Source organism: Mesorhizobium sp. M0633, from assembly GCF_040320645.1.
Lineage (GTDB): Bacteria > Pseudomonadota > Alphaproteobacteria > Rhizobiales > Rhizobiaceae > Mesorhizobium.
This window is the reverse complement of the sequence record NZ_JAMYQC010000001.1, coordinates 328,135-353,699: the sequence shown is the minus strand read 5'-3', so window position 1 is coordinate 353,699 and position 25,565 is coordinate 328,135. Positions and strand designations below refer to the sequence as shown.

25 protein-coding genes and 1 tRNA gene are annotated in these 25,565 nt (G+C 62.5%); 10 read left to right on the top strand and 16 right to left on the bottom strand.

Translation table 11 applies throughout. The features are described 5' to 3' along the window. Positions 1-570: 570 nt before the first annotated feature. Positions 571-1,788, top strand: coding sequence for a tyrosine-type recombinase/integrase (locus NKI47_RS01750; protein ID WP_352586903.1), 1,218 nt, complete (start codon positions 571-573; stop codon positions 1,786-1,788). Between the two features lie 21 nt (positions 1,789-1,809). Here the strand turns inward: NKI47_RS01750 and NKI47_RS01745 are convergent. Next, positions 1,810-1,885, bottom strand: a tRNA-Ile gene (locus NKI47_RS01745). A gap of 184 nt (positions 1,886-2,069) precedes the next feature. Between NKI47_RS01745 and NKI47_RS01740 the strand changes: the two genes are divergently transcribed. Beyond that, positions 2,070-2,780 carry an SIMPL domain-containing protein gene (locus tag NKI47_RS01740; protein WP_023678276.1) on the top strand — a complete coding sequence of 237 codons (711 nt, stop codon included), beginning with the start codon at positions 2,070-2,072 and terminating at the stop codon, positions 2,778-2,780. A gap of 126 nt (positions 2,781-2,906) precedes the next feature. Here the strand turns inward: NKI47_RS01740 and NKI47_RS01735 are convergent, their stop codons facing one another. From NKI47_RS01735 to NKI47_RS01725, 3 genes are all read right to left on the bottom strand, one after another. Next, on the bottom strand, positions 2,907-3,266 hold the full coding sequence (locus tag NKI47_RS01735) for a hypothetical protein (RefSeq protein ID WP_023678277.1): 360 nt from the start codon (positions 3,264-3,266) through the stop codon (positions 2,907-2,909). A gap of 242 nt (positions 3,267-3,508) precedes the next feature. Continuing rightward, the gene (locus NKI47_RS01730) at positions 3,509-3,955 is read right to left on the bottom strand and encodes a YcgN family cysteine cluster protein (protein WP_023678278.1); all 447 of its coding nucleotides are present in this window, start codon (positions 3,953-3,955) and stop codon (positions 3,509-3,511) included. Positions 3,956-4,253: 298 nt separating this feature from the next. Then, complete coding sequence (locus NKI47_RS01725) at positions 4,254-4,817, bottom strand: hypothetical protein (protein WP_352586901.1); 564 nt, start codon at positions 4,815-4,817, stop codon at positions 4,254-4,256. 30 nt (positions 4,818-4,847) lie between these two features. Between NKI47_RS01725 and NKI47_RS01720 the strand changes: the two genes are divergently transcribed. Next, positions 4,848-6,275 carry an OmpA family protein gene (locus NKI47_RS01720; protein ID WP_352586899.1) on the top strand — a complete coding sequence of 476 codons (1,428 nt, stop codon included), beginning with the start codon at positions 4,848-4,850 and terminating at the stop codon, positions 6,273-6,275. A gap of 239 nt (positions 6,276-6,514) precedes the next feature. Then, positions 6,515-7,030 carry a TIGR00645 family protein gene (locus NKI47_RS01715; protein ID WP_023678280.1) on the top strand — a complete coding sequence of 172 codons (516 nt, stop codon included), beginning with the start codon at positions 6,515-6,517 and terminating at the stop codon, positions 7,028-7,030. Positions 7,031-7,084: 54 nt separating this feature from the next. Here NKI47_RS01715 and NKI47_RS01710 read toward each other — a convergent pair whose 3' ends face one another. The 3 genes from NKI47_RS01710 to NKI47_RS01700 all read right to left on the bottom strand — a co-directional run bounded on the left by NKI47_RS01710 (position 7,085) and on the right by NKI47_RS01700 (position 9,578). After that, positions 7,085-7,951, bottom strand: a complete 867-nt coding sequence (locus NKI47_RS01710; protein ID WP_352571121.1) for an SDR family oxidoreductase — start codon at positions 7,949-7,951, stop codon at positions 7,085-7,087. Positions 7,952-8,065: 114 nt separating this feature from the next. Further along, positions 8,066-8,701: a helix-turn-helix transcriptional regulator gene (locus tag NKI47_RS01705; protein WP_352570981.1), complete on the bottom strand. Its 636-nt coding sequence runs from the start codon at positions 8,699-8,701 to the stop codon at positions 8,066-8,068. A gap of 7 nt (positions 8,702-8,708) precedes the next feature. Then, positions 8,709-9,578: a S1C family serine protease gene (locus NKI47_RS01700; protein WP_023678283.1), complete on the bottom strand. Its 870-nt coding sequence runs from the start codon at positions 9,576-9,578 to the stop codon at positions 8,709-8,711. A 170-nt stretch (positions 9,579-9,748) separates the two neighbouring features. Between NKI47_RS01700 and NKI47_RS01695 the strand changes: the two genes are divergently transcribed. Then, positions 9,749-10,699 (top strand): S1C family serine protease, encoded by a 951-nt coding sequence (locus NKI47_RS01695; protein ID WP_023678284.1) that lies wholly within the window; start codon positions 9,749-9,751, stop codon positions 10,697-10,699. On the opposite strand, the gene NKI47_RS01690 is transcribed toward NKI47_RS01695, so the two are convergent. After that, a complete protein-coding gene (locus NKI47_RS01690) occupies positions 10,696-11,121 on the bottom strand; it encodes a VOC family protein (protein WP_023678285.1) in 426 nt (141 codons plus the stop codon). The two genes, NKI47_RS01695 and NKI47_RS01690, sit on opposite strands and share 4 nt — an antisense overlap. Positions 11,122-11,187: 66 nt before the next feature. Here NKI47_RS01690 and NKI47_RS01685 point away from each other — a divergent pair, with 66 nt between their 5' ends. Continuing rightward, a complete protein-coding gene (locus NKI47_RS01685; protein WP_023678286.1) occupies positions 11,188-11,814 on the top strand; it encodes a TetR/AcrR family transcriptional regulator in 627 nt (208 codons plus the stop codon). Here the strand turns inward: NKI47_RS01685 and NKI47_RS01680 are convergent. Next, entirely contained in the window at positions 11,747-12,703 is a 957-nt protein-coding gene (locus NKI47_RS01680; protein ID WP_023678287.1) for a LysR family transcriptional regulator, read from the bottom strand. The genes NKI47_RS01685 and NKI47_RS01680 overlap by 68 nt on opposite strands. A 110-nt stretch (positions 12,704-12,813) precedes the next feature. Between NKI47_RS01680 and NKI47_RS01675 the strand changes: the two genes are divergently transcribed. From NKI47_RS01675 to NKI47_RS01665, 3 genes are all read left to right on the top strand, one after another. Continuing rightward, positions 12,814-13,458 carry an FMN-dependent NADH-azoreductase gene (locus NKI47_RS01675; protein WP_023678288.1) on the top strand — a complete coding sequence of 215 codons (645 nt, stop codon included), beginning with the start codon at positions 12,814-12,816 and terminating at the stop codon, positions 13,456-13,458. Positions 13,459-13,589: 131 nt separating this feature from the next. Continuing rightward, positions 13,590-14,972, top strand: coding sequence for a 3' terminal RNA ribose 2'-O-methyltransferase Hen1 (locus tag NKI47_RS01670; RefSeq protein ID WP_352570978.1), 1,383 nt, complete (start codon positions 13,590-13,592; stop codon positions 14,970-14,972). After that, on the top strand, positions 14,969-17,542 hold the full coding sequence (locus tag NKI47_RS01665) for a polynucleotide kinase-phosphatase (protein WP_352586896.1): 2,574 nt from the start codon (positions 14,969-14,971) through the stop codon (positions 17,540-17,542). The genes NKI47_RS01670 and NKI47_RS01665 overlap by 4 nt, the downstream gene beginning before the upstream one ends. 8 nt (positions 17,543-17,550) lie before the next feature. On the opposite strand, the gene NKI47_RS01660 is transcribed toward NKI47_RS01665, so the two are convergent. Then, positions 17,551-17,841, bottom strand: a complete 291-nt coding sequence (locus NKI47_RS01660) for an HlyU family transcriptional regulator (protein WP_023678291.1) — start codon at positions 17,839-17,841, stop codon at positions 17,551-17,553. A gap of 113 nt (positions 17,842-17,954) precedes the next feature. Further along, complete coding sequence (locus tag NKI47_RS01655; RefSeq protein ID WP_352570976.1) at positions 17,955-18,638, bottom strand: PadR family transcriptional regulator; 684 nt, start codon at positions 18,636-18,638, stop codon at positions 17,955-17,957. Positions 18,639-18,908: 270 nt separating this feature from the next. Here NKI47_RS01655 and NKI47_RS01650 point away from each other — a divergent pair, with 270 nt between their 5' ends. After that, a complete protein-coding gene (locus NKI47_RS01650; protein WP_352570975.1) occupies positions 18,909-19,166 on the top strand; it encodes a DUF2798 domain-containing protein in 258 nt (85 codons plus the stop codon). Between the two features lie 62 nt (positions 19,167-19,228). Here NKI47_RS01650 and NKI47_RS01645 read toward each other — a convergent pair whose 3' ends face one another. The 5 genes from NKI47_RS01645 to NKI47_RS01625 all read right to left on the bottom strand — a co-directional run bounded on the left by NKI47_RS01645 (position 19,229) and on the right by NKI47_RS01625 (position 25,206). Then, positions 19,229-19,609 carry a thiol-disulfide oxidoreductase DCC family protein gene (locus tag NKI47_RS01645; protein ID WP_352457540.1) on the bottom strand — a complete coding sequence of 127 codons (381 nt, stop codon included), beginning with the start codon at positions 19,607-19,609 and terminating at the stop codon, positions 19,229-19,231. Between the two features lie 210 nt (positions 19,610-19,819). Beyond that, positions 19,820-20,113 carry a GYD domain-containing protein gene (locus tag NKI47_RS01640; RefSeq protein WP_023678296.1) on the bottom strand — a complete coding sequence of 98 codons (294 nt, stop codon included), beginning with the start codon at positions 20,111-20,113 and terminating at the stop codon, positions 19,820-19,822. Positions 20,114-20,319: 206 nt separating this feature from the next. Continuing rightward, on the bottom strand, positions 20,320-22,341 hold the full coding sequence (gene rpoD, locus NKI47_RS01635; RefSeq protein WP_023678297.1) for an RNA polymerase sigma factor RpoD: 2,022 nt from the start codon (positions 22,339-22,341) through the stop codon (positions 20,320-20,322). A 374-nt stretch (positions 22,342-22,715) separates the two neighbouring features. Beyond that, on the bottom strand, positions 22,716-24,677 hold the full coding sequence (dnaG, locus tag NKI47_RS01630; protein WP_352567921.1) for a DNA primase: 1,962 nt from the start codon (positions 24,675-24,677) through the stop codon (positions 22,716-22,718). A gap of 157 nt (positions 24,678-24,834) precedes the next feature. After that, positions 24,835-25,206, bottom strand: a complete 372-nt coding sequence (locus tag NKI47_RS01625) for an RcnB family protein (RefSeq protein ID WP_352567922.1) — start codon at positions 25,204-25,206, stop codon at positions 24,835-24,837. Positions 25,207-25,565 lie beyond the last annotated feature (359 nt).

The following is a 25,565-nucleotide window of genomic DNA, read 5'->3' as shown; positions in this document are numbered from 1 at the left end:
TTCCGCCTCTGACTCAGATTCGTGGTTCCACGGTCATTTTGCCCTTCCAAGTCGCCGACCATTCAGTTCTTGGCCTCGAGCGCATTAAGATACCCATCATCGTACACAAAGGCTGGAAAAGAGTCCGGTGTCTTGAGCGATCCTGAGGTTTGGAGACCTAGGGTGAGCCTGCAAGCACAGGGCTAGGACATGATTGAGCGTCTGCAATATTCGGACAGGTACATAGGAAGACAGGCAGGCGTCAAAAACGCGCTTTCAACGCGCTAAACCGATGCTACGCACCCCGAGCGTCTTGCCGCCCTCGCTCCCGCCGGTAGGAATCAATCGCGAGCAGGCTGCGACGTTCATCGGCGTAAGCTCAACGACCTTTGATGAAATGGTCCAGGACGGCCGGATGCCCCAGCCACGAATGCCGAGCAAGGGGCGCATTGTTTGGGACGTCGAGGAACTTGTATTGGCCTTTCGAAAGCTCCCTCACCGCCAAATCGGAGGAGCACCAAAGCTTGACGAAGATTCGCCGCCACTAGACAATCCTTGGGATCGAAAACCACGAACATGACGGATGAGCCCGTGAAAATTGATCTTAAGGGCGTAGTGAAGGACACTGATCGCCACGGCAATGATCGGTACTATTTTCGCGCACCGGGTCGGAAGAAGGTCCGGCTCCGTGAACCGACCGGCAGCGACGAGTTCCTCGAGGAACTGCGGTGCGCGCGCGCCGAGGTCACTTATGTTCGGCCCGGCACTCTTCCCGAGATTTGCCGGCGCCTCCCCAAGCCTTCCGAGCCAGCGAAGAAAGGCACGTTGCTGTGGCTTTGCCAGGAGTATTACCGTCGGGGCGGCACGGAAATCACCCAAGACACTATGGCGCGCCGACGAGCAATTCTGGAGCGCGTATGCGAATTACCTCATCCCCTCGAAGGTGACCCGGATCCTCAGTATCCCACCAAGGGATCTCTGCCATTCGCCGGTATGAAACGGTCTCATGTTAAGGAGATCAGGGACACCAGGCTCGACGCCCTTGGCGCGGCAAACAATATCGTAAAAGCCATCAGCGCGATGTTTGAGTGGGCAAAGGACACAGAGATTCCGGGCGTCGACTCCAATCCCGCCCGCGGCATCAGACGGCTAAAGAGCGGCGACGGCTGGCACCCATGGGACGTGTCGGAGATCGTTCAATATGAGAAGCGGCATCCGCTGGGTACCGCAGCCAGACGTGCGCTCTCGATCTTCATGTTTACTGGCCTGCGGTTGTCCGACGTCGCGATCTTCGGTCGACAGCACATCACGCTCGTCTACAACGAGGAGACCGAGCAGTGGGAGAAGTGGATCAGAATTAAGCCTGGGAAGACCAGTCGTAACAAGGATGCGGTGTTGGTGGAGCTCCCGCTTCTGCCCGAACTAGAGGCGGAACTTGAGCACACGCCCTCCGACCAGATGACCTTCCTGGTCAATGAGTATGGTCGCCCGTTCTCGGAGAACGGTCTGGGCAACAAGATGCGCCAGTGGTGTGATCAAGCTGAGCTGCCGCACTGCAGTGCTCATGGAATTCGCAAGGCCGGCGCGACGATCGCCGCTGAGAACGGCGCGACGCACGAGCAGCTGAAGGCGATATATGGGTGGACTACGTACCAGCAGCCCGACCACTACATCAAGAAAGCGCGTCGCCGGAAGGTAGCGAGAGCGGCGAAATACCTGCTGGTTATCGATCGAAAAGAGAACAAAATTGTCCCACTTTCTGAGGGGATTGAAAGAGGTGGGACAAAAATGGCCAAAAAATCCAATTAAATCAACGGCCACAAAAGCCAATGGTGGGCCCGGAGGGACTCGAACCCCCAACCAAGCGGTTATGAGCCGCCGGCTCTAACCATTGAGCTACAGGCCCCACGGCGCTGGATTAGTGTTTTTCCCTGAACCGCACAAGGCTTTCCGAGGCCTTTCCGAGCAGGCGTTCCAAGGGGGCTGGCAGAGATCGCCCAAATCAGCCCATATTGATAACCTATTGCACGTCGCCCATTGGACGCCGGCCAACACTCGGCTGTCTTGGGATCCCAGATCGAGGAGATTTCATGACCAGACGTATTTTGCCCCTGGCGATTGCCGCCGCAATCGCATTTCCGGCGATCGCGGCCGCCGCCGATTCGCCACCGCCGCCGCGTATCGTCGTCACCGGTGAAGGCGAGGCGGCGATAGCACCCGATCTGGCTCTGCTGACGCTCAGCGTCATGCGCGAAGCCAAGACGGCACGTGCAGCGCTCGATGCCAATAACGACGCCATGGCCGCAGTGATCGCTGCCATGAAATCGTCCGGCATCAAGGAGCGCGACCTGCAGACCGCGGGCATCCAGATCAATCCGCGCTATAACTACACCAACAAGCCCGACGGCAGCCAGGAGGCCGAGCTTGTCGCCTACCAGGTGACCAACACGCTTTCGGTGCGCATCCGAGACATCGACAAGACCGGCGACATTCTCGATAAGGCGGTGTCGCTCGGCGTCAACCAGGGCGGCGGCATCTCCTTCTCCAACGACGATCCGGCGGCAGCCGTCACCGAGGCGCGCAAGAAGGCCGTCGCCAATGCCATGGCCAAGGCCAAGACGCTGGCCGAAGCGGCCGGCGTCGGCATCGGCCGGGTCCTGGAAATCACCGACCAGAATTTCGCACCACCGCCGATGCCGATCAACGCCAAGGCATTCGATGCCGCCGGTGCGTCGGTCCCGGTGCAAGCCGGCGAAAATTCCTATACCGCACAGGTGACGGTGACTTTCGAATTGAAATGATCATCGCTTGCAGCATGAAAAACCCCGGAGGATCGATCCTCCGGGGTTTTTTGAGCCGCGCTTCCTGGCGGAAAGGGCTCCGCTACTCTACCGGCTGCAAGTCAGCCGGCCGCAGGCCCGAAGACCTTAGCGATAGATGATCGGACAGCCGCGCTCGTTGGCGAATACGATCACGACGCGGTCGCCATACTGGCGGCCGGCGACCTTGACCGTGCGGCGGTTGATGTCGATGATGCGGGCGCGGTGCAGGCCCATGCGTTCGGCCTTGTCGATGGCACGCTCCGGCGAACAGGACCGGCGCCAGCCGCCATGACGGCGGTGTTCGCGATAGTAACCATCATCTTCGTCGCCGGTATAGACGCCGACGCGCGGATCCTGGTTGTTGCCGAAGCCGAGATAGATGCTGTCAGCATGAGCGGGGATGGCAGCAAGCGTGCCAAGGCCGACAAGAGCCGAAAGAGCCGCCGTCTTGATGGTGTTGAACATTGTCTTCTCTCCTTGTTGAGGGTTTCCACACGTTTTCGTCGAACCGATGGGAGGAGAATGCACCCGTCTGTCTGAATTTTTTGCGAACCGGCCGTTCATCTCCAGTTCATGAGGCAGAACCGGAATAGTCTCTCGCTTCTGGAACCGGTGTTATGGACGGCGGTGCTGCATAGGGTGGGCATGGTGGATGGACAACGTCCGTTTTGCCGTCGGTTCCGGATTCTCGATTTCGCGGTAAAATCCTAAGGCTCGTCCGCGAGCATATGGTCGAAATAGTCGTCCGGCTCGGCAAGGTCGGTCTCGCTGGCGCTGACCCGGCCGCGCATCGAGATGCCGGCCTCGTGCACGGTCTCGTCGCTTCCCGACACCAGCCTGTGCCACCAATAGAGATCGCGGCCCTCGGCCACCAGCCGGTAAGCGCAAGTCTTGGGCAGCCAGCTGATGGTGCGCACATTCTGCGGCGTCAGCCCGACGCAATCCGGAACACGCGCCAGCCGGTTGGCATAGTCGGAGCAGCGGCAGCTTCCAGCGTCGAACAGCCGGCAGCCGACGCTGGTCCAGTAGATCTCTCCGGTGTCCTCGTCTTCGAGTTTGGACAGGCAGCATTTGCCGCAGCCGTCGCAGAGTGATTCCCACTCGGCCGGGGTCATCGCCTCGAGCGTCTTGGTCTTCCAGAATGGCTTTTCCATCGTCGGCATGTGGCCCTCGGACGCTTCAAGGTCAAGCACGGCAACCGTGCACCCTCGTCCGAACGATACGCCGTGATCATACGCCGGAACATACGCCAGGACCATACGAATGACATGAAGTCGCCTTCAAAACGCCGGTCAATCGCCCTGTGCCACAGCTAGAACCTACAAACAGGAACCAAACATGGTTGCTGAAAGTTTGGGCAGGGATGGGACGCCACAAGGAGTGTTTATGATGAAACGCCAACCACGGATTCTGGCAGGCACGGCGCTTGGCCTGTTGATGGCGTCCGCGCCGCTAGGCGCGTTCCCGCTGCAAGGCAATGCCGCATTCAGCCCCGTGCAACGTACCGCAGCGCCGCTCATCCCAGTGCAATCGAGTTGCGCCGAGGGCGAGTCGGCGGAGGCCTGCGCGCAAAGCCAGCAGGCAGAGCAGCCCAGAAAGAAGAAGCGCGACCAGCAGCAGCAAACGGAATCCGCTCCGGCCGAGCAGGCGGCTCCAGCCGAGTCCGAGCAACCCCGCAAGAAGCGGCGCAATCAGCAGCAGCAAACGGAATCCGCTCCGGCCGAGCAGATCGCTCCAGCCGAGTCCGAGCAACCCCGCAAGAAGCGGCGCAATCAGCAGCAGCAAACAGAATCCGCTCCGGCCGAGCAGATCGCTCCGGCCGAGTCCGAGCAACCCCGCAAGAAGCGGCGCAATCGGCAGCAGATCGAAGCGGCCCCATCGGAACAACCGGCCGAGCAGGCAGCGCCGGCAAACGACAACCAGCCCAACGTCAATCCGCGCAAGAAGAAGCAAAAACAGAACCAGCAGATCGAGGCTGCCCCGGCAGAACAGGCTCCGACTGTCGAGCCCGGACAAAAGCCGGGCAAGCGCAAGAAGCCTGCTGAATTGACCGGACCCGCCACGGAGGCGGAAGGCCAGCCGGCGCCGACCAATAAGGAAGCGACCCCACAGGCCCAACCGGCTCCGACCGAGCAGCAGGCCGCTCCCGTCCAGGGCGAACAGCCCCAGGACAAGATCAAGAAACGTGGCAAGAGGCCTGTCGGCGAACAGCCGGTGACAGGAGAGCAACAGCCCTCGACCGGCGAACAGCCTTCGACTGGCCAGGCCGCGCCTGTCCAGGGTGAAAATCCGGTCCAGGGTGAAGCCCAGGCCAATCCGAACGAGGCACCTGTTCTGGACAGCCAGAAGGATGTCTTGCGCAAGCGCAAGGGTGGCAAGGAGCGCGGCCAAAATGCCGGTAAGCAGCAGGGCAACCAGCCCGCCCAGCAGGGCGAGAACCAGGTGGAAGCCCCGAAGCCGGCTCCGGTCGATCAGGGGCCGCCGCCCACCGACGACCGGGCAGCCCAGCGGGAGATCAAGCCTGAAAAGATCGTTCCGGTGACCGAGGAAAAAGGCAAGCGCGTCGAGCGTGCGCCGGACATCGAGGATGTTCGTCGTCGTCCGCGCCCCCAGGGTGCCAACGTCGTCAGGGAATTCGGCGACCGCGTCATCCTCCAGTTCAACAACCAGACGTTCGTCGAAAGCAGCGATGCACCGCGCATGCACCGCGGCGCCAGGAATGTCTATTATGAGGACCTGTCGGGCGATCGCACCCGGGAAATCGTCGAGCGTGACAATGGTGTCCGGATCGTCACCATCCGCAACCGCTACGGCGACGTCATCCAGCGTTCACGCATCGCGCCCGACGGCCGCGAATATGTGCTGAGCTATGTCGACGAGCGGAACTATGACGATGATGCAGACTGGCGCGACCCGGGCGACGACCTGCCGCCGATGCGCCTTACCATCCCGCAAGAGGAATACATTCTGGATTCCGAAGAGGTCGAGGATCCGGACGACTACTACACCTTCCTCGAACGGCCGCCGGTCGAGAGGGTCCAGCGCCTCTATTCGATCGACGAGGTCAAGCGCTCGGCCCGCGTGCGCGACATCGCCCGCCGCATCGACCTCGACACGCTCAACTTCGAATTCGGTTCGGCCTCGATTTCCGACACCGAGGTCCAGAAGCTGGAGGGTGTTGCCAACGCCATGGACAAGCTGCTGAAGAAAAACCCGGCCGAGAGCTTCCTGATCGAGGGCCATACCGACGCTGTCGGCACACCGGAAGCGAACCTTGCTCTGTCCGACCGCCGCGCCGAGGCGGTCGCCGAAGCCTTGACCAACGCCTTTGGCATCCCGCCGGAGAACCTGACGACGCAGGGCTATGGCGAGGAGTATCTCAAGGTCAACACGTCGGGACCCAACCGCGAGAACCGCCGCGTCGCCATCCGCCGGATTACCCCCCTGGTAGCGCCGGTGGCCAGCGCCCAATAAACCGCAATGTGAACCGCGCGATTTGATCAACCATTGAATCGCGCGGTCATCAATCTTGAAACGCGCGGTTACCCATCCCAGATTCTGGAAAGGGCGTTCCCTGCCCTGTCCCGACTCCAGCGGGACACACGAGCCCCGCCGGTTCCCCTCCCCGGCGGGGTTTCGTTTTTTTGAAACCTTGCAAACCGCCGCAGCCTGCCCGAAATACGGCGCTCCGACAACGGAGCCCGAATCGCCGCATGAAGCGCCTCGAACTCGCCATCGAATCGATCATTCTCGCCTCGCGCTGGCTGCTGGTCGCCTTCTATCTCGGACTGGGTGCGGCACTTGCCATCTATGCCGTGTCCTTCGGCAAGAAGCTGTTCGAGTTCGTCTCCGTCGCCTTCACGCTCGATGACACCGACACCATCCTGAAAATACTCGGCCTCATCGATGCCGCGCTGGTCGCCTCACTGGTGGTGATGGTGATCATCTCGGGTTACGAAAACTTCGTCAGCCGCTTCGATGAAAATGACGGCAAGGTGCATTGGCTGGGCACGATCGATGTCGGCTCGCTGAAGGTCAAGGTCGCCTCGACAATCGTAGCGATCTCCTCGATCCACCTCTTGCAGGTGTTCCTGAACTCGGTCTCCTACACGACCGACCAGCTGATGTGGCTGACCATCATTCATCTGGCCTTCGTTCTGTCGGCACTGATGCTTGCCTATATCGACCGGCTGATGGGTCTTGGCAAAGCCAAGAAAGCCGAGGAGTGAGCACGCGTCTGTGCCGGTCTTTTGAGAGATACTTCTGTAGCGAGATACTTTCCGTCAGTAGATACCTTTGATTTTGGTATCCGACCGGCCGAACACCTCGTCCGGCACAAAAAAGTCGCCGGCGAGCGGGCCTGTCGCACCCGGCGCATAGGCCGAGAAATCGCTGACGCCCTCAGCGCGCAGCACTTCTTCGTCAATGTAGAAATTGCCGGTCGCCTCACGCGACGGCCTGACCAGGATGGCGTATGCCGCATCGGCCATGATGTCGGGCGAACGGCTCATCGCCGCCACCGTCGCCCCGCCCAGGAGGTTACGCACCGCCGCCGTGTCGATGGTCGAGATCGGCCATAGCGAATTGACCGCAATGCCGTCCCTGGCGAACTCGGCGCTCATGCCCAGCGTGCACATCGACATGCCGAACTTTGCCATCGTGTAGGCGACATGGTTCTTGAACCACTTGGCCCTCATGTCAAGCGGCGGCGCCAGATTCAAGATGTGAGGATTTTCCGCCAACCTCAAGTGCGGAATGCACATTTTGGAGACGAGAAAAGTGCCGCGCGTGTTGATCTGGTGCATCAGATCGTAGCGCTTCATATCAGTCTCCAGCGTGCCGGTGAGTTGGATGGCACTGGCGTTGTTGACGCAGATATCGATGCCGCCGAACCTCTCCACGGTCTTGGCGACCGCTTCGGCGACCTGTTCTTCATCCCGAATGTCGCACAGCACCGGCAGCGCCTTGCCGCCGGCCTGCTCGATCTCGTGCGCCGCCGTGTAGATCGTCCCGGGCAGCTTCGGATGCGGCTCGGCGGTCTTGGCCGCGATCGTCACATTGGCGCCATCGCGCGCGGCGCGCAGCGCAATCGCCAGCCCGATGCCGCGCGACCCGCCGGAGATGAAAAGCGTCTTTCCCTTGAGCGACATCCTTGCGCCTTCCTTCAACATGAAAGACACGATCCTTGCGCGGCTGAGAACCGCCGCGCAAGGCCCAACACACCGGATGCGGGTTACGCTGCGTCGGCCTTGAGACAATCTGAGCTAGACCAGCACCAGGCCCTGCCGCATGGCGATGGCGATCGCATCGGTGCGGTTGGCGGCACCGAGCTTCGTCAGGATCGCTGCGACATGGAACTTCGCCGTATGCACGGAGATGTTCAGCCGCCGCGCGATGACCTTGTTGGGGGCGCCCTCGGCCAGCAGCGCCAGCACTTCGCTCTCGCGCGGCGAAAGCGTCGGCCGGACGATCTGCTCGTCGGTCAGTTCCTCTTCGAACCGGTCGCTGTCATGGAAGATCAAATCGTGATGCCGATCGGATAGAGCATGGCTGTCGCGCGAAATCCGGTAGCCCGCAGCCGCGAGCCGCGCGGCGGCGGCGATCAGCAACTCGTCCGCTTGCACCGGCAGCACGGCAAACACTGTATCGGCCGGCCGTTCGCGGGCCGCTCGCGACGATAGCAGCACGCGAGGCATAGCCGCGTCGACGAGCCCGCCTTGTAGCCCATGATCATCGACGATGGCGACATCCGCCGCCTCACGCCCGTCGACTTCGCCGGCCAGAACCGGCCGCAGATCATCGGTCGCGGCGAGAACGGCGGACAGACTTCGCGCGCGCTCGACGTCACCGAGCGCGATCAGCACCGTCAGCCGTCTGCCAGCGACCTCACCGCTTACCATCTATCCCTCAGCTCAGTGGCTTTTCACCGATGGTCAGGGAAACCTCACGGTTCTCGCCGCCGCGCACCACGCCGAGTGTCACCAAGGCACCGGCGCTGTCCGGCCCGAGCTTGCGGATCAGCTCGCGCGGGCCATGCACCGTCTCTGCGTTCCACGACACGATGATGTCGCCGAGACTGAGACCGGCTGATTTCGCCGGCCCGTTATCGTCGAGGCTCATCACCATGGCGCCCTGGGTATCACCATTGCGGACCGGATGCAGGCCGGCGCCAAGATAGCCGCGCGCCACATGACCCTTCTCGCGCAGCGTCGTGACTGCCCGCTCGATCGTTTCGTAAGGCATGACCAGCGCCCGCCGGCGTGGCCCGAACAGCAGCATGCCGATCAGTCCACCCTTGGCGTCGAGCACAGGGCCACCCTCGAAACGGCCGCCGGCATTGACGGCAAGGTTGATGCGCCGGTCGATCGTGCCGCCGCGCATTGAACGCCAGGCCGGGCCGACCTCGCCGACCGTGCCGAAGGTAGCGAGCGAGGTGCCGTCGCTATTGCCCGCCACGACCGCCAGGTTGCCCGGCCGCACCGCATCCGCCTTTACCAGTGACGGGGCGCCCGGCGCGCCGGCCGGTTTCAAAACGGCCGTGCCGGTGGACGGGTCGCGGCCGACCAGTTCCGCCTTGACGGCTTCGCCCGAAGAAAACGTCAGCTCGATCTCCTCGCCGGCCTCGACCGCCTCCTCGGCAGTGACGAAATAGCCGTCCCGCCAGTGGAAAGCAGTTGACGTCCGGTGGTGGGTCGCGAAGCTGGCCGTCGCTGGTGCCGCGGCTGCCGCGATGTCGGCAATGGCGTCGGAAAACGTGCTCAGATTGAAATCGCTCATGATCTGTCTCCTGGGTTCTTCGTGACCCAGATATCGCCCGGCAGGACGTTGGCGGATACTCGCCTGACGGCTAGTTTGGGCATGTGACTGGCCATCTGGTCAGGTCGCGGCCGGTCCGGCCGCTCCGCACATATAGGCATTGTTCATCTTGTTCCAAACGGAGCCCTCGGATGGCCCTGCCCGCCCAGCAATTGCAATATGACGATGCCCTTCTCGATGCCTATTCGGCGACGGTCGCCGATGCCGTCGACCGCATCGGGCCCGCCGTCTGCCGCATCGAGCGCATCGGTGGCCCGGGCGGCCATGGCTCCGGCTTCGTCATCGCGCAGGACGGGCTGGTCGTCACCAACTTCCACGTCGTCGGCGATGCGCGCAGCGTGCGCGTATCAATGCCGGATGGCGCCTCCAGGGAAGGCCGCGTGCTCGGCCGCGATCCCGACACCGACATTGCGCTGGTGCGCGCCGACGGCAACTTTGCCGACGTCGCGCCGCTTGGCGATTCCAAGCGATTGAGGCGCGGCCAGATTGCTATTGCCATAGGCAATCCGCTCGGCTTCGAATGGACCGTCACCACTGGCGTCGTCTCGGCACTCGGCCGCTCGATGCGTGCCTCCACCGGCCGGCTGATCGACGACGTCATCCAGACCGACGCCGCGCTCAACCCCGGCAATTCCGGCGGACCGCTGGTGTCCTCGGCTGGCGAGGTGATCGGCGTTAACACCGCGATGATCCACGGTGCGCAAGGCATCGCCTTCGCGGTTGCCTCCAACACCGCCAATTTCGTCATCTCGGAAATCATCCGCTTCGGCCGTGTGCGCCGTGCCTTCATCGGCGTTTCCGCCGACACCACCAACCTGCCGCGCCGCGCAGCCCTTTTGTCGCAAGTATCGAGCAGCACGGCGGTGCGCCTGCGCACCGTCGAAAAGAACAGCCCGGCGGCCAAAGCCGGCCTCAGGGAAGGCGACATTATTGCCGCCATCGACGGCCGTCCGGTCACCGGCGTCGACGATCTGGTGCGCATGCTCGACGCCGAGCGAATCGGCCGCGAGACACTGTGCACGGTGGTGCGCCGCTCCGGCATTACTCAGGTCACCGTGATGCCGTTGGCGCGGGCGAGTTAGCGCGCCGCAGCACCCTGCGCATATTGCGCCATAAATTCTGGGCTCGGCGGGATCGGCCTGATCACGTCGATCAGCACGCCATTGGGATCCCTGGTGATGAAATGGCGCTGGCCGAAGGGTTCGTCGCGTAGCGTCCGCAGGATCGGCAGGCCAGCGGCGGTGATCCGCTTATAGATGGCATCCGGATCCCTGACCTCGAAATTGATCAGCAGGCCAGATGTGCGGCCCCGCCCTTCCTCCGGGATCGTCTCATGATCGCCCTGGACGATGCCGAGGTTGACGCGACGGTCTTCGGCCGAGCGCAGATGCACGTACCAGTCGGCCTCAAACAGCGGCTTGAAGCCGAAATGCGCAACATAAAAGGCTGCCGTGCCGGCAACGTCGCTCGTCATCAGCACCGGATAATAGCTCGTCGTCCTCATCTTTCCTTCTCCCGGCAAATAACATACAGTCTGCAGGTAAATGGAATTAACATACAGGCTGCATGTATGCAACAAGGATCCGCTCGTCGCTCCAACCGTGATCGCACCGCCGCGACACGCGCCGAGCTCATCGCCGCGGCTCGCAAACTGTTCACCGAAAAGTCCTATGCCGAGACCGGCACACCCGAGATCGCCGCCGCTGCCGGCGTCACGCGCGGCGCGCTCTATCATCACTTTGCCGACAAGCAGGCGTTGTTTGCCGCTGTGGTCGAACAGGAGGCGCAAGCCGTCTCGGAAGAGATCGAACGCGCGTCGCCGCCTTCGCTATTTGCCCGCGATGCGCTGATTGCCGGCTCGGATGCCTATCTGGCTGCCATGCGTGCGCCCGGCCGTACGCGGCTCTTGCTGCTTGATGGCCCGGCCGTGCTGGGCCGCGCCGCCATGGATGCGATCGACAATCGCCATGGCAACCGTTCGCTGCGCGAAGGCCTTGTTGCCGCGATGCGCTCGCACTCCATGACGAGACTGCCTGTGGAAGCACTGACCGCTTTGCTCGCAGCCGCCTTCGACCGCGCAGCGCTCGCCATCGAAACTGGAGCATCGATCGAGGACTATCGCGCCGTTCTCATGGCGCTGATCGACGGCCTGTCTCCGGCTGCTCCTCAGGTATCTCACCCGGTTCGAACTCGTTGAAACAGCCTAGCTGGCGCTTGAACTGGTCGATCAGCCAGGCGGCCGCCGGTTTCGGGCTGCGATCGGCGCGGTGCATGGCATAGAGCGGCGAGCGGACTTCGCTGTAAGGCTCGAGATCGAGTTCGACGAGCCGGCCGGTCGCCAGATCATCGGCAATCAGCCATCGCGGCAGCCCGCCCCAGCCCAGCCCCTCGCGCATCAGCACGTGCTTGGTGCGCACATCCGTCAGCCGCCAGGTGCGGTAGGCGAAGACGCCATAGTCACGCCCGCGCGTACGCTCGGACTGGTCCGAGACGACCAGTTGGATGTGTTCGCGGACATCCTCTAGCGCCACTGGTCTCGGCAGCAGCGCCAGGGGGTGATCAGGCGCTGCGGCTGGCACCAGGGAGAAGAAGCCGATGCGAAGCAGATTCACGTCCGTCTCACCCAGAAGCCCCCCGATGCCGAGATCGGCCTGTCCGCCGACAACATGATCGAGGATAAGGCCAAGCGAGCCGATATGGAGACGCAGCGTCACGGCCGGGAACTGCGCCTCGAATGCCTTTAGCACCCGAACCAGAACCGGCGACGGTAGCGTCACGTCGACCGACAGCGTAACTTCCGCCTCCAATCCCTGCCGGTATCCGTCGACACGCGAGCGGATGCGTTGCAGCACGCCGACCATGCGCCGCGCATCTTCCAGCGTCGCCTTGCCGACATCGGTCAGTTGCGGTTCACGCGTGCCCTCGCGCTCGAACAGCTTCAGCCCGAGCTGCGCTTCGAGGTTGGCGATGGCGTAGCTGATCACCGATTGCGCGCGATTCAATTTGCGCCCGGCGGCCGAGAAGCTGCCGGTCTCGGCCACCGCAACCAGGATCTGCAGTTGGTCAAGCGTCGGGTTCGGTTGCATCGTTCAATCCACATTTTAGATGGATAATATACAAAATACACCAGTTTTTCAAATGGGTCTGCGCACACATATTTGCCAGGAGATTTTAATCCAACCCTGGAGACCCCATTATGTCCATCCTTCTTGTCACATCGAGCCCGCGCGGCGCTGCCTCGCACTCGACCCGAATTGCTACTGAATTCGCTGAAAAGCTTGTTGCCGCCGATCCGTCGAACACGCTTGTCGTGCGCGACCTCGTCGCCAATCCGTTGCCGCACATCGATGCCGATTATGCGACCGGCATCTACACGCCGGCCGAAGCGCGCACCTCACGCCAGGCTGAAGTCGTTGGCGTCTCCGATGTCGTGCTGGATGAACTATTCGCGGCCGATACGGTGATTCTCGCCACCGGCTTCATCAACTTCAACATCTCCTCGACGCTGAAGTCCTGGGTCGATCACATTGCCCGTTCCGGCAAGAGCTTTGCCTATGGCGAGAACGGCCCCAAGGGGCTCGTCACCGGCAAGAAGGTCTACATCGTACTGGCTTCGGGCGGCATCTATTCCGAAGGTGCGGCCGTGCAGTTCGATCACGCCATTCCCTACCTGCGCAGCGTGCTTGGCTTCCTCGGCATGACCGATGTCGAGGTCATCCGCATCGAAGGGGTCGGCATGGGCGCCGATGCGGTGGCAGCAGCGCTGGCCAAGGCCTCGACCAAGGTCGACGCCATTGTGGCTGCGACCGGAAATGCCGAGCGCGTGGCCACCGCGGCATAAAGCGTCAGCATCGTCTGAATTGTACAAGGGCAGGCGCCGGCGCCTGTCCTTGTTGTCGTTGGCGACAACCTATTGTGGTGGGCCACACAACCGCCATTGGTTATTCCGCTTGTCTGCGCTATCGGTCGCGGATGTTCCTTTCCGTTGCCACAACGCACCGTCCGGCCACCGATCTCGGTTTCTTGCTGCACAAGCATCCGGATCGCCTGCACGAGACCGACCTGTCTTTCGGCAAGGCGTGGCTGTTCTATCCCGAGGCAACCGAAGACCGTTGCGAGGCTGCACTCCTGCTCGATGTCGATCCTGTGGGACTGGTGCGGGGCAAGGGCCAGGCAGAAGGCCTGCTCGACCAATATGTGAACGACCGGCCTTACGCAGCATCATCCTTCCTGTCGGTGGCGCTGAACAAAATGCTGCGGACGGCGATGACCGGTATATCGAAGGAGCGCCAGGAACTGGCCGACAGCGAACTGCCGCTGGAAGCCGTGGTTACTCCACTGCCAATGCGCGGCGGTGAGGTTCTGGTTCGAAGTTTGTTCGAACCCATGGGCTGGACAGTCGATCTGACGCCAATCGAAGGAAACGGGGGTGCTGCAGGCGAGCCCCGATATGGCCATCTGAAGCTGACTGGCACGGGCCGACTCAGCGCCTTGTTGAACCACCTCTATGTGCTGATCCCGGTGATGGACGATGCCAAGCATTATTGGGTCGGCGAAGCAGAGATCGACAAGCTGCTGTCCAAAGGCGAAGGCTGGCTGGAAAACCATCCGGCCAAAGACCTGATCGTGCGCCGCTATCTTGGCAATCGCAGGGCCTTGACCCGCATCGCCCTGGAGCGACTGGCTCCCGAGACGGCTGGCGAGGCACAACCTGCCGAGTTGCGCGTCACGCCCGAGGAAGCGCTTGAGACGCCTATCCGGCTCAACGATCTGCGCATGGACGCAGTTGTCCACGCCATTCGGGCGACGGGAGGAACCACGGTTGCGGACCTGGGATGCGGTGAAGGCAAGCTGCTCGACAGGCTGGTGCGCGAGCGATGGATCCACAAGCTGTTCGGTCTGGATCCGGCGGCGCGCGAACTGGAATGGGCCGCAAAGCGTCTCAAGCTGAACGAATTAGGCGGGCCGCCCGAGGGCCGGGTCACGCTGCTGCATGGATCGCTGACCTACCGGGACAGCCGTTGGGCCGCAGCCGACATCGCCGTTCTGGTCGAGGTCATCGAGCATCTCGACGAGGACAGGCTGCCCCTGGTCGAACGCATCGTTTTCGGTGAGACGGCGCCCAAATCCGTCATCGTGACCACTCCGAATGCGGACTACAACGCTCTGTTTCCAAGACTGGTCTCTGGCGCATTTCGCCATCCCGATCACCGTTTCGAATGGAGCCGGGCTCAGTTCCAAGCCTGGGCGGCCAAAATCGGCGAGATCTATGGCTATGCAGCCACCTTCAGCGGTATCGGAGCCGAGGACCCGACCCTCGGCGCCCCCACACAGATGGCGGTGTTCACCCGATGAGAGAACCCGATAAGACCAACCTCACCATTCCTGACTTCGCCCTCGTCGTGCTGATCGGCTCGACCGGATCGGGCAAGTCGACTTTCGCCGCCAAGCATTTCCTGACGACCGAGATTATCTCGTCGGACCAGTGCCGGGCGCTGATCTCCGACGACGAGACCGACCAGGACGTCTCTGCGGATGCCTTCGATCTGGTTCGCGAAATAGCCGGCAAACGGCTTAAACACCGCAGGCTGGCCGTCATCGACGCCACCAATGTGCGAGCCGCCGACCGCAAGGCCTGGATTGAGCTGGCGCGCAAGTGGCACGCTTTGCCCGTCGCCGTGGTCCTCGATCCAGGCGTCGAGGTGTGCGTCGCACGCAATGCGGTGCGAGCCGACCGGCAGTTCGGCGCCGGGGTCGCCCAGCGCATGACAACCGAGATCCGCAAGGGTCTTGGCGCCCTGCAACGCGAGGGCTTCCGCCAAGTCTGGAAGCTTACCAGCGAGGCCAGCATCGACGCGGCCGAGGTGTCGCGACAGCCGCTGTGGACCGATAAGCGCGACGACCATGGCCCGTTCGATATCATTGGCGACATCCACGGCTGTTCGGATGAGCTTCATATCCTGCTCGCTCGATTGGGCTACAGCATCGTCTGGTCTGAGCATCAGGGCGACCGAACGGTCACCGTGGTCCCACCAGAGGGCCGCAAGATCGTCTTTGTCGGCGACCTCGTCGATCGCGGCCCCAACTCGCCCGACGTGCTGCGCATTGCCATGAGCATGGTCGCGGCTGGAACCGCATACTGTGTCCAGGGCAACCATGAAGGCAAACTCAGCCGCTGGCTAGAAGGCCGCAAGGTCACGGTCGCTCACGGCCTCCAGCAGACTGTCGATCAGCTAAATGCACAGGACCGAGGCCTGCGCGAGGCGCTGCCGGCCTTTCTCGACGGCCTGCGCAGCCATGTCTGGCTCGATGGCGGAGGCCTCGCCGTCGCCCATGCCGGCCTCAAGGAAGAGATGATCGGACGCGGTTCCGGCGCTGTGCGCGAGTTCGCTCTGTACGGCGAGACCACAGGCGAGACCGACGAGTTCGGGCTGCCCGTCCGCGCCGACTGGGCCGCGGCCTATCGTGGCAAGACGGCCATTATCTATGGACATACGCCCACGCTATCGGCTGAATGGGTCAACAACACCCTGTGCATCGACACCGGATGCGTATTCGGCGGCAAGCTGACGGCCTTGCGCTGGCCGGAACGCGAACTGGTCGAGGTGCCGGCAATCCAGACCTGGTCGGAGCCGATACGTCCGCTGGGCGGGTCCGGTCCCGGTAAATCGGCACAGGCCGACGCCGACGGCGTGCTCGATTATCAGGATGTCTCCGGTCGCCGTTGGATCGAGACCGGACTGAGGGGCCGGATTGTCGTGGCCGAGGAGAACGCGTCGGCAGCACTGGAGGTGATGAGCCGCTTCGCGCTCTCGCCGCAATGGCTGATCTATCTGCCGCCGACCATGTCGCCGTCCGAGACCAGCAGCCAGGACGGCTGGCTGGAACGTCCGGAGGATGCCTTCGCTTACTTCCGCGAGCGCGGCGTTGCGCAGATCGTGTGCGAGGAGAAGCACATGGGTTCGCGGGCAGTGATCGCGCTCTGCCGCAACGCGCAGGCGGCACGCAGCCGCTTCGGGGTCCCTGGCGACGAAACCGGCGCAATCTGGACCCGCACCGGACGCTCCTTTTTCAACGACAGTGCCATGACGGAGGGCCTGCTCGCCCGTCTCCGCGCCGAGGTCGACACGGCGGACCTGTGGAAGGAATTGAACAGCGACTGGCTGCTGCTGGACGCCGAGATAATGCCTTGGTCGGCCAAGGCCGGCAGTCTGATCGAAAGCCAGTATGCGCCTGTGGCCACATCCTCTGCCGCCGGTCTCAAGGCCAGCAGCGAAGCGCTGGCCCGTGCTATTGCGCGCGGCGTCGATGCAGCCGGCCTGAACGCACGCCTTGAAGACCGGGCCGTCCGCGCAGCCAAATACGCCACCGCCTGGGCGCCCTACGTATGGCCAGTTTCGGGCGTCGAGGACCTTAAGGCCGCGCCTTTCCACCTGCTGGCCAGCGAGGGACGTATTTGGTTTGACCAGGACCATGTCTGGCACATGTCGCTCGCGGACCGTCTGGCTGCCCGTGGCGGCGTGGTCACGCCGACTCGAAGGCGTATGGTTGATCTGGCCGACGGCGGCGCGTGTGCCGAGGCCGTCGCCTGGTGGGAAGCGCTGACTGGCTCAGGCGGCGAAGGCATGGTGGTCAAACCACGCGACTTCGTCAGCCGTGGCAAGAAGGGGCTCATCCAGCCGGCGCTGAAGGTCCGCGGCCCGGAATATTTGCGCATCATCTATGGTCCCGAATATGACGCGCCCGACAATCTCGTCCGCCTCCGAGAACGCGGCCTGGCCGGCAAGCGCAGCCTGCTCCGGGAGTTCGCGCTTGGCCACGAAGCACTGACGCGATTTGTCGCCAAGCAGCCGCTACGCCGGGTTCACGAGTGTGTCTTCGCCGTGCTGGCGTTGGAAAGCGAGCCAATCGACCCAAGGCTGTAGTAGCCGATCTATCCGAAGATCTTTTCGCCTTGCTCGTCGACCAGCTGGATGCCCTTTTTGATCGAGATGTCGACGGCATCATCAAGCCCGGCAAAGCGGTCGGCGCGGATGAATTTGTGCTCCTTCATCACGCCGTCGATCTCCTTCGAAACCACGCCGCAGGTCTGGTACTGGCCCTCCGCCTTGTAGGGCGTGGCGCTGATCAAAAATCCCTTGTGCTCGATCTGCTTTGCCGGCGCCGCTGTCTTTGGCTCGGCGGCTTCGTTGCCTCCGCCGAAAAGACGCTTCAGAAAAGACATGGGGTATCCTCCAACGGCAATCATCCTGCACCACATAGCGCGGTGCAGGATGATTTTCAGTACCGGTCCTTGGCCGAGCGGGCAAGGGCCGCAGCTAGCTTGGCACTCAGAGATCAGTCGCGCGACAACGCTTCCAAGGCCTCTGCGGCAGCTTCCAATATGCTGATTGCCTCGGCCTGCTTTGCTTCAGGCGCATCGGCGATTTCGCCGAGCGCGGCGCGCAGCCGGTGGCGCACGGCGCGAAACTCGTCGCGCTTTTCCGAGCGGCCGCGGCCGCGCCGGCCGCCGTCCTCGCCTTCATCGTTCCAGCCGAACCAGTCGCGCGCCTTCGCCATCTTGCGGCCGAAGCGCTCGAGGTGGTCGAGCACGTGGTCGATCATCTCGCGATTTTCGTTGAGATGCGCCTGCCCCGCCTCGGTGATCGAAAACACCTTCTTGTTGCCTTCCGGCGCAGAAACGGCGTAGCCGGCCTCCTCCAGGAAGGTCAGCGTCGGATAGACCACGCCGGGGCTCGGGCTGTAGACGCCGCTGGTGCGCTCCTCCAGCGCCTTGATGATGTCGTAGCCGTGCCGCGGCGCCTCGGCCAGCAGCGACAGCGTGATCAGCTTGAGATCGCCGTCGGCCAGCATGCGGCCGGCGCGGAACATGTCGCCCGGCCCGCCGCGTCCGCCGCCTCTCATGCCATGCCCGAACGGGCCAAAGCCGCCGCGCCCACCGAACTTGCCGGCCATATGCATGAAAACGCGCTCGGCGTGTTCGCCAAAACGATGATGCCCGAAATGATCGCCTTTGTGCATTGTCTGCTCCTTGAGTTATGTCTTACGATATATCTCAACTAAGTGCCCGCCACGGTCGAGTCAAGATATATCTTACGATGTATCTGAAAATGGCACCAGCAGGATTGATTTCGCCAGCGAGGGCAGCTAGAGGGTGCATGAGGGCCGAAGGCCGCTCCGTAAGCGTCTGACGTGAAGCAACGCATCCACCCCGGTCGTTCCGGGCAGTTACGCCGACAATACCGGCGAATGGATGCAAGGCGACGAACCGGATGCTTCAGGGAAATCCAAATGACCATGAACACCCCGCGCAGTAAGCTGCCTGCGCGCTATGCCGCCGTGCTCGGCCCGCTGGTGCTGTCGTTGCTGATGACGTTCATCGTGTCGTTCATCTCGACACTGAAAAGCCTTGGCTTCCAGCCCGACATGCTGGCCACTTGGCTGACGGCTTGGGGTCTGTCCTGGCTGGTGGCCTTTCCGACGCTGCTGCTGGTGCTGCCGGCGGTGCGCTGCATCATTGGCTGGCTTTGCGAGCCCGCGGCTCGATAGCAGGGCACGCGAAAGGCCTGGAAACAATCTCCGGACCTTTCGGTGCGGAGCGAATAATACCGTTACCAGCGGCCTTTGCGCCGATTCCAGGCGTAGAGCAGATCGGCGAAACGATCATAGCCATAGCGCGTCAACGGCAGTGCGCCGGGATTGCCGAACAGCGTTGCGAGCCAGCCTTCGCCGGGCGTCGTCCGCCATACAGCAATGGCAACATCGGCGCCGGCCAGCAATTTGCCGTCGGCGTCGATCGCATACAGCCGGCGCCGGATGTCCTCCAGCCCGATGCCGTATCCGGCCAGCGCCGCCGGTTCGGCATTGATGTCGCGAAATTCGATCCGCCCGGCCTTGACCGCCTCGATCAGTCGCCGCTTCTGCCGGCTGATACCGGCATCGCAGACCGGACAGCGCGTATTGTACCAGACAGTCAGCAGAGGCTTGGCCATGTTTCGAAACGGCACCAGAGGACACGCACGGATTATCCGAGAAATGCCGTTGCGCCGCAACGTGACACGATACCGGCGGAATGGCCGGTTTCGCTGATCCAGGTCGCCCAAAGGGTACGCAGCGGTTTTACGATAACGACATGCATAAAAAGAAGAGCTTAAAGCGCGTCGCAAGGGCCGTTCAGCGCGACGCGCTTCAGGAGCAGCGGCTCACCCGAGCGAGGTGATGATCTCGCGATAGGCATCCTCCGGGAAAGCCTTGAGCGTCCGAGTCCTGACGTTGCCAGCCGTCGCCAGCATTAACGAGAAACGAGCCAAGACGGCATCGTCGGGCGCTTCGAGCACCGCCACCATGTCGCAATCCCCCATGGTGAGATAAAATGCCTTGAATGATCCGCCCATGTCTCCCAGCATCTTCTTGGCGGCATCGAGCCGCTTCGGCGACTCGCGCACGTTTTTGGCGCCTTGTTCCGTCCAGTTGATCAGCACGATGTAAGTTGTCATGGCACACCTCCCTCCGGGGCCACGGAGCACGGCGTCAACCGCCGGGGCGGGCATCCGGGTTTGTCGCCCAGAGAATGCGTCCGTCGCGGAATTATCCTCTCGTAGGGCACGACACGCAAGAGCGGCGCGTTCAATCGTGATCGCCTCTGCCCAAACGGAAAAGGGCGCCACCGGCGCCCTTGAAACTGCTTATCCGTCACCCGGCCTCAGCTGTCGAGGAAGCTTCTGAGCTTGCGCGACCGGCTCGGGTGCTTGAGCTTGCGCAGCGCCTTGGCTTCGATCTGGCGGATGCGCTCGCGGGTGACCGAGAATTGCTGGCCGACCTCTTCAAGCGTGTGGTCGGTGTTCATGCCGATGCCGAAGCGCATTCTGAGCACGCGCTCTTCGCGCGGCGTCAGCGAGGCCAGCACGCGCGTCGTCGTCTCGCGCAAATTGGCCTGGATCGCCGCGTCGATCGGCAGGATCGCCATCTTGTCCTCGATGAAATCGCCGAGATGCGAATCCTCCTCGTCGCCAACCGGCGTTTCGAGCGAGATCGGCTCCTTGGCGATCTTCAGCACCTTGCGCACTTTTTCCAGCGGCATTGCGAGTTTTTCCGCCAGTTCTTCCGGCGTCGGCTCACGGCCGATCTCATGCAGCATCTGGCGCGAGGTGCGCACGATCTTGTTGATCGTTTCGATCATGTGCACCGGAATGCGGATGGTGCGCGCCTGGTCGGCGATCGAACGGGTGATCGCCTGCCGGATCCACCACGTCGCGTAGGTCGAGAACTTGTAGCCGCGGCGGTATTCGAATTTGTCGACCGCCTTCATCAGGCCGATATTGCCTTCCTGGATCAGGTCGAGGAACTGCAGGCCGCGATTGGTGTATTTCTTGGCGATGGAGATGACGAGGCGCAGATTGGCCTCGACCATTTCCTTCTTGGCGATCGCGGCTTCGCGCTCGCCCTTCTGCACCTGGTTGACGATCTTGCGGAATTCCTGGATCGAAATCGCCGTCTCGGTGGCGAGGTTCTGGATCTCGGCGCGCAGGTCGCGGATGGCGTCCTTCTCGTTCTTGGTGAATTCCTTCCAGCCGCGCGAAGTCAAATTGCCGATCGAGCGGGTCCAGTTCGGATCGAGCTCCGAGCCCTGATATTCCTTGAGGAATTCCTCGCGGCGCACGCCATAGCTTTCGGCCAGCCGCAACAGCTTGCCTTCGTTCTGCACCAGGCGCTTGTTGATGTCGTAGAGCTGCTCGACCAGCGCCTCGATGCGCGCCGTGTTCAAGGACAGCGACTTCACCGCCTTGATCAGTTGGTCCTTCAATTCCTTCAGCCGGCGGTCCTGACTGGGCGACAGCGTGCCGGCGGCGGCCAGCCGGTTCTCGACCTGCTGGTCCTGCAGCTTGCGCAGTTTCTTGTAGGTGTCGGCAATGACGTCGAGCGTCTCCATCACCTGCGGGCGCAGTTCCGCTTCCATGGCCGCCAGCGACAGGCTCGCCTCGTCATCGTCTTCCTCGTCGTCGTCCACCAGGCCACGCGTGTCGCCGCCGACATTGGTGATGTCGTCCTCGTCCTCGCGCGAACGGCGCGACTTTTCCTCGGTCTTGGCTTCCTCGATACGCTCGACAACCGGCGCCTGCTTGGCCTCCGGCCCGGCATAGGTCGCCTCGAGGTCGATGATCTCGCGCAGCAGGATCTTCGATTCGTTGAGCTCGTCACGCCAGATGATGATGGCCTGGAAAGTCAGCGGGCTTTCGCAAAGGCCCGCGATCATCGTCTCGCGGCCGGCCTCGATGCGCTTGGCGATCGCGATTTCGCCCTCGCGCGACAGAAGCTCCACCGAGCCCATCTCGCGCAGATACATGCGGACCGGATCGTCGGTTCGGTCGGTCGGCTCTTTCTTGGTCGTGGTGGCGGCGACGGCGGTGCCGGTCTGCTCGGCGAGCTCGTTGGCGTCTTCCTCGGCATCAGCGGCGGTGTCGGCGGCTTCGGGCTCCTCGCCCTGCTCGTCGTCCTCGACCACGTTGATGCCCATGTCGGAAAGCATGGCCATCGTGTCCTCGATCTGCTCGGAGGTCACTTCCTCCGAGGGCAGCACCGAATTCAGCTCGTCCATGGTGACATAACCGCGCTTCTTGGCGGCCTTGATCATCTTCTTGACAGCATCGTCGGAAAGGTCGAGCAGAGGGCCATCGGTCGCGGCCTCGCGTTCGGTCTCGACTTCTTCCTTTTCTTTTGTCGCCATAGTCTTTATTTTCTCCAAGCGGCTGAGTATCAAAGCCGCGTAAGCTGCCGGTCCGGTCAAATTGGATGCGCTCCTTCCAGAACGCGCTTTACCGGGCCAGTAACTGCATCTCTCGTTAAGTCCAGATTAACCCTGATATCTGTGGCAAGCTGACTGCCTGTCCAGTGATCAGTACCTTACATCGCTGCATTCCCGTCGATGCCGGGGCGGGTTAACGTTTCGAATCGACCTGATTCCGCCATTCTGCCGGAAGGTCAAGCGCCTCTCGCATGATTCGCATGAAAAAAGCGAATCAATTACCCGACTTAGAGCACCGCACGCTTGATTCAACGCGCAAGCACGGCCTTACATTTCAGTCTTCTGGAGGCTTCGATCTAAACGCGCCCAGCTCTGCCCGACGATACGCCAAACCCTTCGATCAGCGCTTCCGTTGCCTGCACATCACGAAATTGCGCCTGGATTTCGACCAGGTGCCGGTAATTTTCGTCCGTGGGATCGCTGGCGAGCGCTGCTTCCGCCTGCTTCAGCTCCTTATGTAAGGTGCGCGCGCTGCGCTGCAAGTGGAGAGCTTGGCTGAACGCATCGCGAGCATCGTCGAGTGCTGCCGTTTCCAGCGCCGGCCATTGCCGCGCACGTTTGATCAGCGCCACCGCGCGCTGCCAGATCTCACCGCAGCCGGCCCGCTCGATCGTCGCGATTACAGCCTCGCGGTTGTTGGCCATATCGTGCGCCATGGCGTCGAGGATGGCCGCATGCAGCCGCTTCAGATCGGAATTGGCGAGATCGAGGAACTCGACATGGGCGAAATTCTCGTCGATCAGCACGGGATGGTTGACGAGGGCCGCAATGATCGTCGCCTCGCGCACCGACATGCCCTCGCCGCCGCGTTTGACCAGCGCCGAGCGGCCGAGGCTTTCGGTGATCGCGGTGCGCCCACCGGCACCGCCGCCACGTGCAAACTGTCCGCCGGGTGCTGAGACCCTGCCCGGGAAGCGCTCACCGGGCCGTCCGTCCTGACGTCCCTGGCGTCCGCGCTGGGCACCGAAGAAGCTCTGCACGCGCTCGCGCATTTCCTGTTGGTAGTGATAGCGAAGGCTCTCGTCGCGGATGCGGCTGGTCAGTTCGCGTAGCGTCTTTTCGAGCTCCGCCCGCCGTTCCGGCGTGTCGAAGATGCCGCCGGCGGTCTCGCGCATCCACAAGAGGTCGGCCAGCGGCCGCGCCTCGGAAAGCACGGCGCGGAACGCATCCGGCCCGTCACCCTTGACCAGATCGTCGGGATCCTTGCCCTCCGGCAGCAGGGCGAAGCGCACGGAGCGGCCTGCCTGGACCGCCGGCAGCGCCATGTCGGCGGCGCGCCACGCTGCCTTCAACCCGGCTTGGTCGCCGTCGAAGCACAGCACCGGCTCGCCAGCCATGCGCCATAGAAGTTCGAGCTGGTTTTCAGTCAACGCGGTGCCGAGCGGCGCCACCACGTTTTCGAAGCCGGCCTGCGCCAGCGCGATCACATCCATGTAGCCTTCGACGGCAATGACGGTGCCGCCCTTGGCCAGCGCCCCCTTTCCCAGTGCTTGCCGCGCACGGGCGAAATTGTAGAGCACGTTGCCCTTGTGGAAGAGCTCCGTATCGGGCGAGTTCATATATTTGGCCAGCGCATCCGGCGCCAGTGCCCGCCCTCCGAAGGCGATGATCTTGCCCCTGGAATCCGGGATCGGGAACATGATGCGGTCGCGGAACCAATCATAGGAAACCGGGACGTCGTCGCCATGGCGCACCAGCCCGCACGCCTCGATGTCGGCCTTGGGGACACCCTTGGCGGCAAGATGCTCCTTCAGCGCATTGCGGCTGTCGGGGGCATAGCCGAGGCGGAAAGACTGCTGCGTCGCCGGTGTCAGCCCCCGGTCGCGCAGATAGGCGCGGGCCTTTGCCCCTTCCGGTCCCTGCAGCCGTTCCTGGAAGAACGCCGTCGCCATCTCCATGACGTCAGTCAGGCTGGCGCGTTCCTTTTCGCGCCGCTCCTCCTGGGCATCGCGAACCGGCATCGGCACGCCGGCCATGTCGGCGATCTTCTCGACCGCTTCAGGAAAGCTCATCCCGTCAAGTTCGGTCAGGAACTTGAAATGGTCGCCCGAAACCGAGCAGCCGAAGCAATGGTAGCGGCCCTTCTTGTCCTCGCAGTGGAAGGACGGGCTCTTCTCGCCATGGAAGGGACAGCACGCCCAATAGTCGCCGCGCGGCGCGTTAGTCTTCTTCCTGTCCCACGCGACGCGCTGGCCGATCACCGAAGAAATCGGCACGCGGTCGCGGATCTCGTCGAGGAAAGCAGGTGGAAAGCGCATGGGGGGACAGCCCGTTTGGCCTCCATATAATCACACGGGCGAAGCCCGACGACTCCTAATGGCGATCATACCCGGTTTTCACAGGCCAAAAAGAGAAGGCGGCCCGCGGGCCGCCTTCTCGATCTAAACCGACGCAGCGCGGTCAGCCGTTCCGGGCTCATTGCGCGGCGATAGCACCGAAGATCAGGCCGGAGAGAACGCTGACCAGCAGATAGTCGTTGCCGACCCGGATCCATTCCTGCCCGGGACCCGGACGGCGCAGGCCATAGTGGCGATAGTCGCGGATCGGCTGGTGACGCTTCCAGCTGGAATATCTCTGGCCGTTGCGCCAATGGCTGCGCTTCACGACGATCTTTTTCTTCACTACGACGCGCTTGTTCACGTCGACATGCCTGCCGGGCCTTTGCCAGTCGACCTGGCTGTAGTTCGACTGCGGCGCGTTTGGTGTGTTCAGAGGTGCAGCCTGGCCCTGCCAGGTGGTTGCAGCCAGCATCGAGAAGGCAATGGCGGAAAGAACGACGCGTTTCATGGCGGGTACTCCTTGGTTGTCGATGCCTAGGGAATAGAGCCGGACGGATGAACCGAAACTGAACACCGAGATTACGTTTTCGTAATGATTTCTTATATTTAGAACGACTAATTCAGCGCTACCTTTAAAGCTGGCATCCGCGAATGGACGCATGACCCGCCGCAACTCCGCAGTCTATGCAACCATTTTGTCAGCCATCCATTTCCGACACGCTCCGTCGCGTGCCAACAGGCGTCGGAACCGGGCAAAATTTATTATTCGGCTAAAATAAATCGGAGTAATATCAACCTCTGCAATGTCCACGATTCGCGCCCACTTTTGCACCCTTGACGTCACGGCGCCCGCGTCGCTGGCATCTG